The 15,869-nt window shown below is 36.5% G+C and carries 18 protein-coding genes and 1 other annotated feature; of the genes, 4 read left to right on the top strand and 14 right to left on the bottom strand.

The window, feature by feature from the left end; genetic code table 11:
* Nucleotides 1-206 precede the first annotated feature (206 nt).
* The gene (gene trpS / locus B9P78_RS03530) at nt 207-1,202 is read right to left on the bottom strand and encodes a tryptophan--tRNA ligase (protein WP_094518164.1); all 996 of its coding nucleotides are present in this window, start codon (nt 1,200-1,202) and stop codon (nt 207-209) included.
* 252 nt (nt 1,203-1,454) lie between these two features.
* On the opposite strand from trpS, the gene spxA reads away from it, so the two are divergent.
* Nucleotides 1,455-1,871 (top strand): transcriptional regulator SpxA, encoded by a 417-nt coding sequence (gene spxA, locus B9P78_RS03535; RefSeq protein WP_094518165.1) that lies wholly within the window; start codon nt 1,455-1,457, stop codon nt 1,869-1,871.
* 133 nt (nt 1,872-2,004) lie between these two features.
* The gene (locus tag B9P78_RS03540; protein ID WP_094518166.1) at nt 2,005-2,739 is read left to right on the top strand and encodes an adaptor protein MecA; all 735 of its coding nucleotides are present in this window, start codon (nt 2,005-2,007) and stop codon (nt 2,737-2,739) included.
* Between the two features lie 534 nt (nt 2,740-3,273).
* Here the strand turns inward: B9P78_RS03540 and B9P78_RS03545 are convergent.
* The 13 genes from B9P78_RS03545 to B9P78_RS03605 form a co-directional block, all read right to left on the bottom strand.
* Nucleotides 3,274-4,173, bottom strand: a complete 900-nt coding sequence (locus B9P78_RS03545; protein ID WP_094518167.1) for a magnesium transporter CorA family protein — start codon at nt 4,171-4,173, stop codon at nt 3,274-3,276.
* A 196-nt stretch (nt 4,174-4,369) separates the two neighbouring features.
* On the bottom strand, nt 4,370-5,392 hold the full coding sequence (locus B9P78_RS03550; protein WP_094518168.1) for a lipoate--protein ligase: 1,023 nt from the start codon (nt 5,390-5,392) through the stop codon (nt 4,370-4,372).
* 62 nt (nt 5,393-5,454) lie between these two features.
* Nucleotides 5,455-5,991, bottom strand: coding sequence for an acetyltransferase (locus B9P78_RS03555; protein WP_094518169.1), 537 nt, complete (start codon nt 5,989-5,991; stop codon nt 5,455-5,457).
* A gap of 286 nt (nt 5,992-6,277) precedes the next feature.
* Entirely contained in the window at nt 6,278-7,225 is a 948-nt protein-coding gene (locus tag B9P78_RS03560; protein ID WP_094518170.1) for a MetQ/NlpA family ABC transporter substrate-binding protein, read from the bottom strand.
* 36 nt (nt 7,226-7,261) lie between these two features.
* Nucleotides 7,262-7,939 carry a methionine ABC transporter permease gene (locus B9P78_RS03565; protein ID WP_094518171.1) on the bottom strand — a complete coding sequence of 226 codons (678 nt, stop codon included), beginning with the start codon at nt 7,937-7,939 and terminating at the stop codon, nt 7,262-7,264.
* The gene (locus B9P78_RS03570; RefSeq protein WP_094518172.1) at nt 7,939-9,012 is read right to left on the bottom strand and encodes a methionine ABC transporter ATP-binding protein; all 1,074 of its coding nucleotides are present in this window, start codon (nt 9,010-9,012) and stop codon (nt 7,939-7,941) included. Before B9P78_RS03570 ends, B9P78_RS03565 begins: the two co-directional genes overlap by 1 nt.
* Nucleotides 9,013-9,124: 112 nt before the next feature.
* Nucleotides 9,125-9,982, bottom strand: coding sequence for a MetQ/NlpA family ABC transporter substrate-binding protein (locus tag B9P78_RS03575; RefSeq protein WP_094518173.1), 858 nt, complete (start codon nt 9,980-9,982; stop codon nt 9,125-9,127).
* 266 nt (nt 9,983-10,248) lie between these two features.
* Nucleotides 10,249-10,611, bottom strand: a complete 363-nt coding sequence (rplT, locus tag B9P78_RS03580) for a 50S ribosomal protein L20 (RefSeq protein WP_094518174.1) — start codon at nt 10,609-10,611, stop codon at nt 10,249-10,251.
* A gap of 60 nt (nt 10,612-10,671) precedes the next feature.
* On the bottom strand, nt 10,672-10,872 hold the full coding sequence (gene rpmI, locus B9P78_RS03585; RefSeq protein WP_094518175.1) for a 50S ribosomal protein L35: 201 nt from the start codon (nt 10,870-10,872) through the stop codon (nt 10,672-10,674).
* 26 nt (nt 10,873-10,898) lie between these two features.
* Nucleotides 10,899-11,420: a translation initiation factor IF-3 gene (infC, locus tag B9P78_RS03590; RefSeq protein WP_094518208.1), complete on the bottom strand. Its 522-nt coding sequence runs from the start codon at nt 11,418-11,420 to the stop codon at nt 10,899-10,901.
* Between the two features lie 68 nt (nt 11,421-11,488).
* Nucleotides 11,489-11,631: a sequence feature (ribosomal protein L20 leader region), on the bottom strand.
* Nucleotides 11,632-11,725: 94 nt separating this feature from the next.
* Nucleotides 11,726-12,133: a PaaI family thioesterase gene (locus tag B9P78_RS03595; protein ID WP_094518176.1), complete on the bottom strand. Its 408-nt coding sequence runs from the start codon at nt 12,131-12,133 to the stop codon at nt 11,726-11,728.
* Nucleotides 12,134-12,261: 128 nt separating this feature from the next.
* Nucleotides 12,262-12,702, bottom strand: coding sequence for a hypothetical protein (locus B9P78_RS03600; protein WP_094518177.1), 441 nt, complete (start codon nt 12,700-12,702; stop codon nt 12,262-12,264).
* Between the two features lie 92 nt (nt 12,703-12,794).
* The gene (locus B9P78_RS03605) at nt 12,795-13,619 is read right to left on the bottom strand and encodes a MetQ/NlpA family ABC transporter substrate-binding protein (protein WP_094518178.1); all 825 of its coding nucleotides are present in this window, start codon (nt 13,617-13,619) and stop codon (nt 12,795-12,797) included.
* A 222-nt stretch (nt 13,620-13,841) separates the two neighbouring features.
* On the opposite strand from B9P78_RS03605, the gene B9P78_RS03610 reads away from it, so the two are divergent.
* Nucleotides 13,842-14,339 carry a DNA-3-methyladenine glycosylase I gene (locus tag B9P78_RS03610; RefSeq protein ID WP_255377072.1) on the top strand — a complete coding sequence of 166 codons (498 nt, stop codon included), beginning with the start codon at nt 13,842-13,844 and terminating at the stop codon, nt 14,337-14,339.
* 135 nt (nt 14,340-14,474) lie between these two features.
* Entirely contained in the window at nt 14,475-15,665 is a 1,191-nt protein-coding gene (locus B9P78_RS03615) for an HAD-IB family phosphatase (RefSeq protein ID WP_094518180.1), read from the top strand.
* Nucleotides 15,666-15,869 lie beyond the last annotated feature (204 nt).

Genomic DNA, 15,869 nt, shown 5'->3' on the forward strand with positions numbered 1-15,869 from the left:
GTTTCACATAAAGTTTCAATCTATCAAGAGTCGCTCCGCTACTGCTCTTGACAGATTGAAATTTATGAGAAGTATTGTCGACAACAGGAATTAAGCCAAATTGCATGTATTAAAAAAGAGCTGACCATTCGGTCAACTCTCATAAAATTTAGTCTAACTTTTTGGGTCCACTATATAGTCCGGGATTTTCCATTATCGTGTTATTTTTATCTAAAACCGATTGCTTTCTCCATCTTCGCTAAGGTTTCTGATGCTACTTCATTTGCACGTTTTGCACCATCTGCTAGAATGTCATCTAATTCAGATGAAGCCATTAATTTATCATAGCGCGCTTGCATTGGTTCTAATACAGAGATAACAACATCTGCTAAATCTTGTTTAAATTTACCATAACCTGCATCTGCATATTCAGCCACAATATCGTCAACGGCACGTTCAGACATTGATGAATAGATTGTTAGTAAGTTAGAAACACCTGGTTTGTTTTCTTTGTCATATGAAATTTCACCAGAAGAATCGGTAACTGCAGATTTAATTTTCTTCATGATTACTTTTGGATCATCCAATAAAGAAACAAATCCTTTTTGATTTTCATCAGATTTACTCATTTTCTTCAATGGATCTTGTAAACTCATAATTCGTCCACCCTCTTTTGGTGCATAAAATTCTGGCATGGTTAAGATGCCAGCCTCTTTTTTGCCCGTAAAGCGGTTATTAAAACGTTCAACAAAGTTACGTGTTAATTCTAAATGTTGTTTTTGGTCATCCCCAACTGGCACTAAGTCAGATTGGTAAAGGATGATATCTGCTACCATTAATGGTGGATAGGTTAATAATCCTGCACTAACCGAACCTTGTTTAGCCGATTTATCTTTAAATTGGGTCATGCGCTCTAATTCACCAAGAGGTGTTAAACATTGTACAATCCACGCTGCTTGCGCATGTGCAGGTACTTGGCTTTGGATGAAGATGGTCGCCTTCTCAGGATCTACACCTAAAGCAATATATAAAGCTGCTAATGAACGCGTATTTTTACGCAATTCTTCAGGATCTTGAGCTACTGTGATCGCATGTTCATTTACAACACAATAGTAAGCATCAAAATCATTTTGTAATTCGGTAAACTGTTTCATTGCACCAATGTAGTTACCGATTGTAGGTGTACCACTGGGTTGGACACCTGAAAAAATACGTTTTGTCATTTGTAATCCCCCTACTTAAATTCTCTATTATTATAGCATAGGAATGCTTGCAATGTTTTTTAACTAACTTATTTTATCCACAATATCGTTAGGCAAAAATACAGCTAGACTTTTTTCTGAACGTGCTGTTCATATAACTTATGGGTGAAACGTCAAAATTGGTTAAAAAATACATGGAAAATTCACAAACTCTGTGCTATAATATATTTATGTTAGTTAATGAAATGTTGTTCACTTAAAGGAGAGATACACATGGTAAATTTATACATATCACCAAGTTGTACTTCATGTCGCAAAGCTCGAGCATGGTTAGAAGAACATGACATTCCTTATACCGAAAAAAATATCTTTTCAGAACCTTTAACGAATGATGAAATCAAAGCCATCCTACGCATGACAGAGGAAGGTACAGAAGAAATTATTTCTACGCGATCAAAAGCATTCCAAGAATTGAATGTTGATCTTGATGAAATTCCTTTGAATGATTTATTCAAATTAATCCAAGATAATCCTGGCTTATTACGCCGCCCTATTATCTTAGATGATAAACGATTACAAGTTGGGTATAACGAAGATGAAATTCGTCGTTTCTTACCAAGAAGCGTTCGCGCACTTGAATTACAAGAAGCTTTACGTTCTTATGAAGAACAAGAAGCACAAGCAAACTAAAAATTTCGATAAAATCAATATAAAATAGAAAGAAGAGTGCAAAATTCTGTACTCTTTTTATTTTTTTAAGTATAATACTTTAACAATTGTAGTAATTAGATTACACTACTATTAAGAGATTGGGGTGATTCCGATGGAAATGGAATATATTAATGAAAATACTATCCGCGTGTTTATCGAAACGGAAGATTTGATTGAACGTGGTATCTCATTTATGGATATCATGAGTAATCAACACGAAGTTGAACATTTTTTCATGACGGTTCTTGAAGAAGTCGATGTATCAAAAAAATTCCAACACACTGAAGCAATCACTTTCCAAGTAATGCCTAAGCGAAACGGTATTGATTTATACATTAGTAAAGGATTTGGTGGAGACGGCAACGATGAAGATGATGCCTTCCAACAATTAATGGATACAATTAGTGAACTTGAAGATGAAGATAGCGCTGCGAAGGAAAATGTCGAAAAAATCACAGAAATGAGTTTTACTGAAGGCGATGAAACAACCTCAGAGCCTAAAGATAAGCTTGATGGTATTGACTGGAGTAACCCCTTCTTGGAAAACAAGAAAATTGATAAAAAAATCACTGTGGTTTTCCACATACTTGAAGATTTCATCGCTTTTGCACGTGATTTTAAAGATCAACATACTCAAGTTGACTTATATCTATACAACGATTTATATTTCGCATTAATTGCTTTTGATGCAGATGAATTATCTAATAAAGAAATTGAAGTCTTGTCCTACTTGGCGCAAGAATATGGTGAATTATCTACATTAGATGGTGGCTTAATTCGAGAACGTGGATTAGCTATCGCTAAAGGCAATGCTAGCCAACGAATTCGTTCAGCCTTCCAAAAATAATATAATCAAAAGAACCAGCCTTCCTTTACGGACGACTGGTTCTTTTTTATGGTTCTTTGACTTTTGATGAGAATAGTTTAATTTAAGCAAGAAACTTGAATTCATTTTATATGGATTTGCGTTTTTTTTTACTTTATTTCAAATGAGATTTGATAAAAGAAAAATCAACTTTTTGTCCGGCTTGTTGATGATTGTATATATATATCGTTATATAACCAAAAAGTGGAAACCTCGGAAGGTTTTGGTTTCAAAAATGAGAAATTTTGCGCCACACAAGGGGCTGAGCTTCCGTTATTTTTAGAAAAGGAACGTTCAGGGGGTTTTGCGTTTCATTTTTCCTCATAAAATATACTCAAAAGCAGTTCTGGTTTCCAGTTTTCATCTATTTAAAACCGGATATAAACAATCTTGCAAAAAAATCCCAACCAAAGCGGTTAGATACGACAAAAGGAAACTATTCATATGTCTTTTTGTGTTTTCAAACAAAAAAGCGTGAATGATTTCTCATCCACACCAAAAGTCGGAGACCTTCTTTTATAGTATTCTTTTTAATACAAAAGATAATGTAATCCAAATGATACCACTCATGGCAATGATGATTATCCAAGCCATCGGATTATCAGTTAATGGCAAGGGTACATTCATACCAAAGAAACCTGTGATAATAGTTGGAATAGTCAGTAATACCGAAAGTACTGTTAAAATACGAATGGTCTCGTTTAAATTATTATTCAAAACATTATTATAAGAGACTGATAGTTGTTGCAAAATTTGAGATGATAATTGTGTCATTTCCACCAACTGTTTGGCTTCAATTAAAGCATCATCTAGCTCTTCTTTTTCATCTTCTGTCAAACGTTTGTAAATAGCATGAGTTTTAATTTGATTCAGTAAGACGGCGTTCTGTTTAGAGGCAGATACAAGGAAGACAATCCCTGTCTCTAAATCGGATAAATATAAAAGATTTTTCTTGGTTGTTTCTTGTTTTAATTTATTATTTACACTCACGCGTTCACTATTGATTTCTTCAATATAGGGAAAGAATGAATCTGTAATATAGAATAAACTAGAAAAAAGAAATTCAAATAAGGTTAATCCAGAATCATGTGCCAACATGTTTTTCATATGTACGTATAGATACTGGTTCTTTTTATTGGTGATTGTAATGAGCGTTTGATTGGTGATGATAAAGGTCATCGGTATCGTCTCATAGTGGTTATCAATTTTAGTTTGATTGGGTACATTAAAAATCAGGACTAGCGTGTTTGTACTTCTGTCATAATCTAAATGGGCTCGCTCATCCTTATCTAAAGTATACGCTAGGATTTGATCATCAAGATGATATTCTTCGAATAAAGCTCGTAATTCTGTTTCATTGTCCGAATTCAAGTTGATCCAATGCGTTTGATCGTTATGGAAAATTGTTTTTGACATTTTGCTACTCCTATCTTTAGGTCAAATTGACTTCTTCATTCTCAAACATTTACGCTTAAAAACCTTGAAGCGTCCGACACTAACAAAGCTAATCATAGCATAATTCATAAGTACTTGTCTTGCATCATTGGGAAATTAGGCAAGCAAAAAAAGGTGAACCTGTCCCTGCCACCCTTCTTTTAATATTATATTTTCTCTATAATGACGCTAAGTCTGCAAGTTCTTCAGCAGTAACATTACCAAAGTAATTTTTGATATTTAAGCTTTCAAACACTTGTAGTAAGTTTTCACGCGTGTATTCTTGACCAATTAACGCTTGTTCTATATCTGAAATTTCACCTAAACCAAAGAAGTCACCGTAAATTTTAGCCTCTTTAATTTTACCTTTTGAAATATTGAATTGAAATTCAATTTGACCAGCAGCTGTTCGTTCATCTCGAATGATTTCATAATCAGGATTTTCACCGTAGTTCCAGTCATCGTTGTTAGTATAACGTGAGCGGAAGTCATCTATAAATTCCCAGTCTTGGTCAGTTAATTGATATTCTTTGATTTCGTCCAAGTTTTCAACGTCAAAAATATTTAATAGCAAGGCTGTTCGGAATTCATGCAAGGTCATATTTTGAGAAGCATCATCCATGTGCGGTTTAATATTTGTTACACGCCTACGAATTGATTTAACCCCTTTAGCTTTTAATTTTGCAGCTTTTGGTTTCAATACTTTTGTCGTTTCATCAATATCCACATCAAACATCAATGTTCCATGTGATGTCATCCGGCCATTTGTAGCATACATCGCATTACCTGAGAATTTTTGGTCACCGATGACAAGGTCATTACGGCCTTTCAGTTCAGCACCTTCAACACCCATTTTATGAAGTGAATCAATGATTGGATCAGTAAATTTTTTGAAGTCTCGGAAAGAATTCCCGTCATCGTTGGTAATAAAGCAATAGCAAATATTCCCTAAATCATGGTACACTGCCCCACCACCTGAAAAACGACGAACTACGTGCACATTATGTTCTTTCACATATTCCTCATTGATTTCAACGTGGGTATTTTGATTCTTCCCAATGATGATAGACGGTTCATTAATATAGAATAACAAGATTGGCTCGTCCAATTTCTTCTCATTTACCAAAAAGTACTCAATTGCTAAATTGTAAGTTGGATCGTAAATTTCCTCACCATTTCGTTCATTCTTTAGATAATACATTTCATCTCGACCTTTCCATTTTTTATCAAAAAAATAATGATAATCTACACTTACATTGTAATCTAAAATTCCGATAAATCAAATTCATAGGTATAACGTGGACTACCAGAAGGCATGTATAGTAATCCAGTACGTTTAAAGCCATTACGGGCTAATGATTTTTGCATCATAAAGTTATCTGGGTGGGTATCAATTCTTAGAGAGGCAATATTATTTACAATTGCGATTTTTTTAATATCTAAGAACATTTGTGTAGAGACTTTCTTGCGTCTAAATAATTGAGAAACCATTACACGATGAATGGCGAAATATGGGCCTTCTACAGTCCATTCCCCTTCTGCTAAATTCTCATAAGGTTCGTCATATGTGTCTAGGACACAAAAAGCGGCCACACCATGTGTATCTCTATCCTCCCAAATGAAGGCTTGATCTTTAATAATTCCTTCTAATAACATTTCACTTGTAATCGTGCCATTTTGCCACTGATCAATGTTATTCAAAGCCAGTAAAGCAATTGCATCTTCTAACATGACTGTTAATTGCGACATGTCGTTTTCAACAGCTGTACGTAATGCAAGTCCCATATTAATATGACTCATTCGTTTTCTCCTACATTTCTAAAGTTTCTTTCAATAAATTCAACTTATTGTAACAAATTCTTTCTGGAAATAATAGAAGATAGTGTAACAGGAAAATATTAAATTGAAACAATTCAAAAAAAAGCCCGTAAACCCTGCCTTTTAAGGGTTAGACCTCGTAAATTAAATTATACTAATCTTATATTTTAGTACACAATATTGTCCTATTATAGTCTAACAAAAAAAGATACAGACCTGCACGCCGGGGGGCATGCCTGTCCATATCTTATTTGGATCCCATTATTCATTATTCAGCTGCTTGTGTAGCAGAAAGAATTTCGTCAAAGTCACCTTTAACATCGTCGTTGTCAGTCCAAGCTGGTTGGTCAGCGCCTGATGTTACTTCATCAATTACAGCAGCTGTTTCTTCAGATTGGTATGCTTCTAGAATTTTTTGGAAATCTTCGTTTTCAGCATCTTCTGAACGAACTACAAGCGCATTTTTGTATTGTGCACCTAAGTCTTCAAGGTTTTTAGTATCTAAGAAAATAGCATCTTCAGAAGGTACTAAACCAGCATCTACAGCGTAGTTTGTATTGGCTACGATTAATTCTGCGTCAGCTAATGAACGTGGCACTTGCGCAGCATCTACTTCAGAGAATTCGATGTTTTTGTCATTTGCAGTAACGTCGTCAACAGTTGGTGTGATACCTGCTGCATCATCTACTTCGATTAAGCCTGCTGTTTCAAGTAATAATAATGCACGACCACCATTTGTAGGGTCATTTGGAATAACGACTGTATCGCCATCTGCTAGGTCATCGATACTTTCCACTGTTTCAGAGTAAGCACCCATTGGTGAGATATAAGTGTAACCAATTGGTTGTAAGTCACCATCGTTTGCAGTTACAAAATCAGCTAAATACGCTAAATGTTGGAAAGCATTTAAGTCTAATGACCCATCAGCTAAGGCTGTATTTGGTGTTACATAATCAGTAAATACTTCTACTTTTAGGGTGATACCTTCGTCCGCTAAACGTTCAGCAACGTCTTCCCATTCCAAACGTTCTGTTTCTCCAACAACACCAACTTTATATTCTTTTGTTTCTTCTGTTGAAGCTGCAGTTGATGATTCTGTTGATTCGCTTGTTGATGAAGCGGCTGAAGATTCTTCAGTTGAACTTGTGTTACCACACGCTGCTAAAGCAATAATTGAAGCAAATAATGTTGCAGATAATTTTAATTTCGTATTCATAAAATTTCTCCTCCTAGTTGGTTGACAACTTGTTGATTAGTGCTCGACTTTTTTCACCAAACGATCCGCAATAGCTTGCGAAATAAATACAATAATTAGGATGATGATTGTTGAAATAATTGTGACATCGGTTTGGAAACGGTTGTACCCACGAGTGATTGCTAGGTTACCTAGACCACCACCACCGATAGTACCTGCCATGGCAGTTAAGCCAATAACATTAATAATTGAAAGCGCAGATACCCGGATAATTCCTGGTAAAGCTTCTTTTAGGTAGACACGTGTGACGATATCCCATGTAGATGTACCCATTGCTTGTGCAGCTTCGATTACACCTGGGTTAACTTCAACCAAGGCATTTTGAATCTGACGAGCATAGAATGGAATGGTCGCAACAACTAAAGGCACAATAACTGCTGTAGTACCGATTGAAGTGCCTGCAATCGCACGTGTTAGATTTACTAGTAAGGCAATCATAATAACAAATGGAATAGAGCGGAAGATGTTTACTAGTTTATCTAATACACCATATACAACTGGATTCGCTTTTAAGCCATTCGGTTGCGTTAAAATCAACCAAATTCCTAGGGCTAGGCCCAGGGCAAAAGCAAGTACTGCCGTGATAATAGACATGTATAAGGTTTCTAGGGTTGATTGTAAGAATTCATCTGGAATCTCAATCGCGTTTGGTAGTAATGTTTCGATAAAGTTCATTAGGCTTCAACCTCCTTAGTCGTATATGAGTCGCCAAGTTTTGTATACTCTTGTAATGCGACACCTTCGCCATGGATGTAATCAATCGCTGCTTGAACATTTGCTGGTTGACCACTTAGACTCAGTAGCAAGGTACCAACTGGAATATTTTGTAAAATTTCGATATTACCGAATAAAATATTGGCTTTCACACCAAATTTTTCTGTTAGTAGTGAAATTAGTGGGTCACCAGTTGAAGCACCTGAGAATTTCACACGGATAACACGGTCATCTTCATGGATGTTCAATAATTCTGGATTTGCCAATACTTCTTGAATGCCCTTCTCGATTGGACTTGCTGATTCAATAAAGTCACGTGTTAATTTTTGTCGTGGGTGACGGAAGATGTTGAAGATAGTATCTTGTTCAACCACATGACCATGTTCCATTACCGCTACACGGTCACAAATTTCTTTGATAACGTGCATTTCATGTGTAATAATCACGATTGTTAAGTTTAAACGTTCGTTCAATTCTTTCAGTAATTCTAGGATTGAAGAAGTTGTCTTAGGGTCTAAGGCAGATGTAGCTTCATCACAAAGCAATACATCTGGGTCATTAGCCAATGCTCGAGCAATAGCCACCCGTTGTTTTTGACCACCTGACAGTTGACTTGGATAAGCATCTTTACGGTCTGCAAGACCAACTAGATCTAATAAGTCATGCACTTTTTTCTGCTTTTCAGCTTTTGTCATGTCTGAATCTTTTAACGGGAAAAGAACGTTACCTTCTACCGTACGTGCGTTCATCAAGTTGAAATGTTGGAAGATCATCCCAATTTTCTTACGTGAAGCGCGTAATTCTACTTCTGATAATTTATTGATTTCTTTACCATTTACGATTACTTGTCCGCTAGAGACTGGTTGTAATCTATTAATCGTTCTTACTAAAGTACTTTTACCGGCACCTGAGTAACCGATAACCCCATAAATTTCGCCCTTGTCGATTGAAATATTTACATCTTGTACCGCGCTTACTTTACCAGCTGCAGTTTCGAATTCGACAGAGACTTCTTTTAAGTCAATGATTGACATTTAATTCACCTCTACATTTTGTTTAGTCCATAAAATTTTTATGCTAATAGTCTTATTCTATCATACATCTCTCACAATCTAATTCAAGAATATGTAACTATTTGTTATAGACTTATTCACCTACGATTGTTTGGAAATCAGCTTGTGGATCGTCACCTTCAGCCCAGATTGGCATATCTGTATCTGCTGAGAATTCAGCAATTAATTCCTTCGTTTCATCACTTTGGTACAATTCAACAACTTTTTGGAAAGTTTCTGAATCTGCATTTTCTGATTTAGCTACAATCGTATTTTTGTATACGCCGCTTACTTTGTCCATATGATCGGTATCGATGTAAATGGCATCTTCACGAGGTACGAAACCAGCGTCTACAGCATAGTTAGTATTAGCAATTACTAAGTCATCATCACCTAATGCACGTGGCACTTGCGCTGCATCTAACTCGTCAATAGTTAGGTTTTTATCATTAGCCGTAATGTCATCTACTGTTGGTGTGTAAGAAGCGGCATCATCTACTTCGATTAATCCTGCTGCTTCAAGTAATAATAAAGCACGTCCGCCATTTGTTGGATCATTTGGAATGGCAATTGATGCGCCTTCAGGAATGCTTTCAACATCTGTAATTTCTTCAGTTGCATACATACCCATTGGTGAAATAAATGTATAGCCAATTGGAACTAAATCTGAGTCATTTTCAGCAACATAGTCAGCCAAGAACGCTGTATGTTGGAATGCATTTAAATCTAACTCACCATCTTCTAAAGCTCGGTTGGGTTGTGTATAGTCTGAGAAAGTAACTACTTCCACTGTGATGCCTTCCTCGGCAGCACGTTCAGCTACGTTTTCCCAAATTTGAGTTGCTGTATCGCCAACTACCCCTACTTTTACCGTTTCATTTGTTTGTGCACCACATGCTGCAAGTGCGATTGATGCTAATCCTAATGTTGCGAATGCTTTGAATTTTTTCATATTATTTCCCCCCGGTGAGACATGGCCATGTCTCGAATTAAAAATGTTTATCCGTAGCATATGTAAACCTTTAAAATGGTTCACACACTCTCTTCAATAGATAAATTCTATCAAGCTTTGGGGTGATTGGATAGTATCCATTTCCAATTATTTTTGATAGTCTCTACCGAACACTATCCCTTTATCTTTATAATATACCGATAAAACAAAAAGCCCAAGAACCCTCCTGTATGAGGTTTCTTGGGCTTATTTACATAAAATGTAAATTATTTATTTTTTAAAGCTTCTTTAGCTTGTTCAGCGATTGCTGTAAATGCTTCAGCATCGTTAACTGCTAAATCTGCTAACATTTTACGGTTCATATCGATATTAGCTAATTTTAAGCCGTTGATCAAAGTGCTGTAGCTCATACCGTTCATACGAGCAGCTGCGTTGATACGTGTAATCCAAAGACGACGGAAGTCACGTTTCTTTTGACGACGGTCACGGTAAGCATAAGTATAAGATTTCATTACAGCTTGTTTAGCTGTTTTGTATAATTTAGACTTAGCACCAAAGTAACCTTTTGCTAATTTAAGATATTTTTTACGACGACGACGTGTTACTGTTCCACCTTTAACTCGAGCCATTTAATTTCCTCCTTTTAGTACTGTCCAGTCCATGACTGAACTTCGATCATTCGTTATGAATTATTTGTAGCTGTCCATCATTTGAGAGATACGTTTCATATCTGTTGAATGAACTGTAGTTGCTTGTTTATGTTGACGACGTTGTTTCTTAGTTTTACCGTGGAAACGGTGAGAACGTTCTGAATGACTACGTTTTAGTTTACCTGAAGCAGTCTTTTTGAAACGTTTTACTGAAGCGCGGTGAGTTTTTTGTTTTGGCATGTTTTTTCCTCCTAAATAATGTTCACTTATTTGTCAGCAGTCGGCGCCATTTGTAGGGACATTGAACGTCCTTCCATTTTTGGTCGTTGTTCAACTTCTGCAATGTCTTTCAGCTCTTCGGCAAAGCGTTCTAACACTTCGCGTCCGATTTCTTTATGAGTAATCGCACGTCCGCGGAAGCGAATACTTGCTTTTACTTTGTCTCCTTTTTCAAGGAACTTACGAGCTTGACGTAATTTTGTATCAAAATCATTTTTTTCGATTGTAGGAGATAAACGTACTTCCTTCAAGCTAATTTGTTTTGAATTTTGACGCTGTTCACGTTCTTTACGTTGTTGCTCATAACGGTATTTACCGTAGTCCATGATTCGGGCAACTGGTGGTTTAGCGTTAGGAGAAACCAATACTAAATCTAAGTTTACATCGTCAGCTTTAGCTAAAGCTTCATCTTTACTTAGGACACCTAATTGTTCACCTTCGGAATCAATTACACGAATTTCACGTGCACGGATATTTTCATTTACGAACATATCTTTTGCGATAGTAATACACCTCCATTGATGCTGTGTACAATAAATCATTGTTGTTACATTAAATCTGTATGAAAGAGAAATTTCACATAGAAAAACGACGGATAGAAGAAAGTCTTCTACCCGCCGTATTAAGCACACAAATCGAGTTTGTGTGAACTGAATATCTATCTACCCGAGGACGTAACTTGTCAACTCAGGTGAGAAACGGGTGTTTCTGCTTCTTTTCTCAACTTAGTTAGTATACCATCATTTTAAATGGCGGTCAACAAGTTTTCTGTTTTTTATGATAACTTCTACTATTTACTATGTAGTAAGTTTTTTTATGGTGTTACCCGAATCATTGTTGCCTGCATCTTAGCAATTTCTTTATTCGTTTGCGTATCATAAACAGTTGCTTCCGTAATCGTCAGAGTCTTGCCCGCCTTAATCACTCTAGCATCGGCACGGATTTCCTCGCCAACGGCTGGCCTGAGCATATTCACTTTGAATTCGACACTCAATACTTCGTCACCTTCATCCATGGTGGTCAGTGCTGCATAACCACATGCAGAATCGGCTACGGTAGTCGTTACACCGGCATGTATGAAACCTACTTGCTGGGTCAAGTCATCTCGTTTCTTACAAGATAATGAAACAAATCCCGGTTCAACTTTTTCTAATTGAATACCCAACAAAGCTGAAAATTTTTGTTTTTCCAAGCTATTTTCAATCTTCTTATATAAATCCATCTATTCATCTCTTTCATTATTTTTATCTACTAGGATCAAAAACAGTTCCTATTTGCACAAAGCTTTAGCAATTAAGCATTTGTGCTATAAGAACTGCTTGCTAAAAAAACTATATCTAAAAGTAAGAACTATTTTTTCACTAATTCGCGAACTGGACGTCCTTTTTCGTCATAGATGAATTCTTGTACCCGATGGCCATCCCCCATGGCAATCACCAATTGATCGCGATACGGTTCAGCAAGTTCATCAAACAAAAAGAATTCTTCATCCAAATTTTCCATTTTACGTTTTGCTGCAATTTCGCCAGCACTACGTAATTTCACTTTCTTAGATGGTAATTTTTCAATGTTATGCTTTTCAATGCGGTAGTAATAATTATCGTCTCCATAGGTGATTTCAAGAGCGCCAGAATTGGTGCGGCGTTTCTTAATATTGGTATATTTCTCCTGATGTAAATCCCACCAACTTTGAATGCCTTCAAATGCCTCTTTTTCTGTAGCATATGAACCATGTTGTTTGCGTACACCATCACGTCGATTTTCCCAATAGTTTGTATAACACTCAACCATGTACATCACTCCTATATATTAATACATCTATCATATAGTAAAGGAAATGTTTTTGGAAACGATTTCAATTCGAAGCAACTTATTTCCCTCACTTATTCTGCTTCTGGTAAGACCCAATATGTCTCGTTAGATTCTTCGTTAATTTGTTCAATTGTTTCTTGTAGCTCGTCAGATTGATAGATGGTCACTAAATCCTTTACCCAAGCTTCATCTGCAGTTTCTGGATCAGACACTACTGCTTGTAGGAATAGTTGTGGTAATACATCTTCTTCTAACAAGATAGTTGAAAAATCTACATCCGCATCATATGCAATTGACCCAGGAATAATGGCATATGACAAGTCAGCTAAAGTTCGTGGGATAGTGGCTGATTGCATTGGCACGATTTCAATACCGACATGATTTTCCGCAATGTCTGCTTCAGTTAAGTTGGAAGTATCAGCACCCTCTGCCAGACTAATCCATCCTGCTTTTTGTAAAATTAATAAGGCACGGGTGTAATTAGACGGATCATCTGGTATACCGACTTTATCACCTTCAGCCACCTTGCTTAAAGCATTTTTAGTACCTGGAAACAAACCAGCTGGTACCGTTGGAATTGCAGTTACAGCTGTTAAATCTGCGCTTGCTTCCTCATTAAAATTTTCTAGATACAGGCTGTGTTGATCGACATTCAAATCTGCCGAACCTTCTTGTAAGGCAACATCCGCTGAGCGTAAGTCAGTAAATTCAATTTCTTCAATGGCATACCCCTTTTCTTCTAGAATAGGTGCAACTTCTTCTAAAAATAATTCACTATATGGTCCTGGTGATGTTGCTACTCGAATTGTAGTTCCTTCATCAGTAGCCCCAGCTGAACATGCTGCCAATACACTTCCAAATAAACCCAATAACGTAAATTTCAATATATGCTTCATAATTTTCCCCTCCAAGTTCACTAATGAGATACAATTAGCCTACAATCATCATAAGGTATACCTGAAGATATAGATAATATCAAATATGTATCAAATCCAATCGTTTTATTCTATTAAAGAAAGATTAAATTTGGTATAATTTGACCTTAATCAATACAATACAAGAATTGGGAAAGAGGAAATACTATGGTCACCAGATGCCAATTTGCCAATACACCTCAAATGATTGCCTATCATGATGAGGAATGGGGCAAAATGAAAAATAGTAGCCAAGAAATATTTGAAGCGCTCAGTTTAGAAGCTATGCAAGCCGGTCTTTCTTGGGCAATTATTTTAAATAAACGTCAAGCAATGCGTCACGCATATGCTAACTTTGATATGGTACAGCTTTCCCGTTTTGATGAAGCAGATGTGGAACGTTTGATGCTTGATGAAGGAATTATTCGCCATCGTTTAAAAATTAAGGCGATGATTCACAATGCTCAACTTGCACTTTCCATTGAAGAGAGTCCCCAATTACCCTCTTTTAGAGATTATATTTATCAAATGGCTGCAGACTTTTCGCATCAATTGAACAATCAAGAGGATGACATTAACCAGGCTATGGCTAAACAATTAAAGAAAACAGGCTTTAAATTTGTTGGTCCCACCATTGTAGAGGCCTTTCTTGAAGCGATTGGTGTTTATAATCATCATGATAGCCAATGTTTTTTACGTTAATATTGTTAATTTTTACAAATTTTTTTGTAAATTTACCGAATCATGACTTATTTTTTACATGAATTTATTAGTTATATTTTATAATTAAGTAATCTTACCATTGCGGAAGTTTACAACTAGGCGAGGAGTTTATACATGCAAGCTAAAATCACCCAACAAAAATGGGATCCATTTGTTTTCCAACGATTAAATGACACAATTAGCCAAGCTTCTACGGATGTTACAGCAGATGTGGCTGACCGTTCGTATGTTGTATTTGACTTTGATAATACAACTATTCTGCATGATATCGAAGATCATCTTATGATGTATATGCTAGATCACTTGGCTTATAAAATGACGCCCGAGGAATTTTACCAGGTCCTAACCAACGGTCCTATGAATTTCCAACAACCTATCTTTCCGAACACGCATAACATGGCTACTTTTATTGATTTAGCAGATGATATTATTGCGCAATACCAAGTTTTATATACCGACTACATTGATGTCCCTGAAGATGAGCGCATTCCATTGGCTGAAATAAAAGATTTCGCCCAATATAATGAATTTGCTGCAAAATTACGTTTGTACTATCAATTAGCTGGGCATGAATTCTCAAGAACTCCTGGTGAAAATTCACCCATCTACTGGTTTAAAGGCTACACGACGCAAGAGTTCTCAGCACTTTCTATTAAAGTATTTGAAGATGCTTTAAACAAACCGCTTACGCTTCGTCGCCTATTCTCTAGCCAACATATAAAGAGTAGAGTGGGTAAAGTGGAATCTACCTTCGAACAAGGTATTCGTGTACCTGAAGAAATACTTCAATTATGGTCTGTTTTACGCGAAAATAATATAGATATTTATGTCATCAGTGCATCGCCAATCGATTTAGTAAGAACCGTTGCTAGTCAAGCACCATTTAACCTACCCAAAGATCAAATTTTTGGCATGTGCTATGACGTCACACATGACGGTATTATCGATAGTCGTATTGAAGCTGGCACCTTAATTACTAAGGGGCTTGGAAAAGTAGAAGTCATCAAGGAATTCTTAGAACGTAAATATCAAAAAGAACCGCTCATGTTATTCGGTGATTCAATGGGCGACTACCCAATGATGACTCAATTACCTTTTGTAAAATTATCAGTACTGTTCAATCGTTATGCTGCTGACAATACGCAACAATTAGTCTTAAAGGCCATCAATTCTTATCGTCAAGATAACAGTAAGCTAGTCTTACAAGGTCGTGATGAAAACAAAGGAACCTTGCGTCCAAGTATGTCTACAATTCCATTGGGACACTTAGAACCTGTACTGCAAGCTGAAGAAGTATATCTATAAAGAAAAACAACCTGAAAGCTCGTCGCTTTCAGGTTGTTTTTCTTTTATTGAGGAAATCTGATACTAAAACAGGATGGTGAACGCTATGGTTCTCATCCTTTGAAGTTGAGTTCGAAACAGCAATCCACCTCCTGCTTCAGATGAACTAGTCGATGTCTACCGTCATCACCGTCATTCACCTTCCACCAGTTGAGGGCTGACCGC

It is taken from the genome of Aerococcus sp. 1KP-2016 (assembly GCF_002252085.1).
GTDB lineage: Bacteria > Bacillota > Bacilli > Lactobacillales > Aerococcaceae > Aerococcus.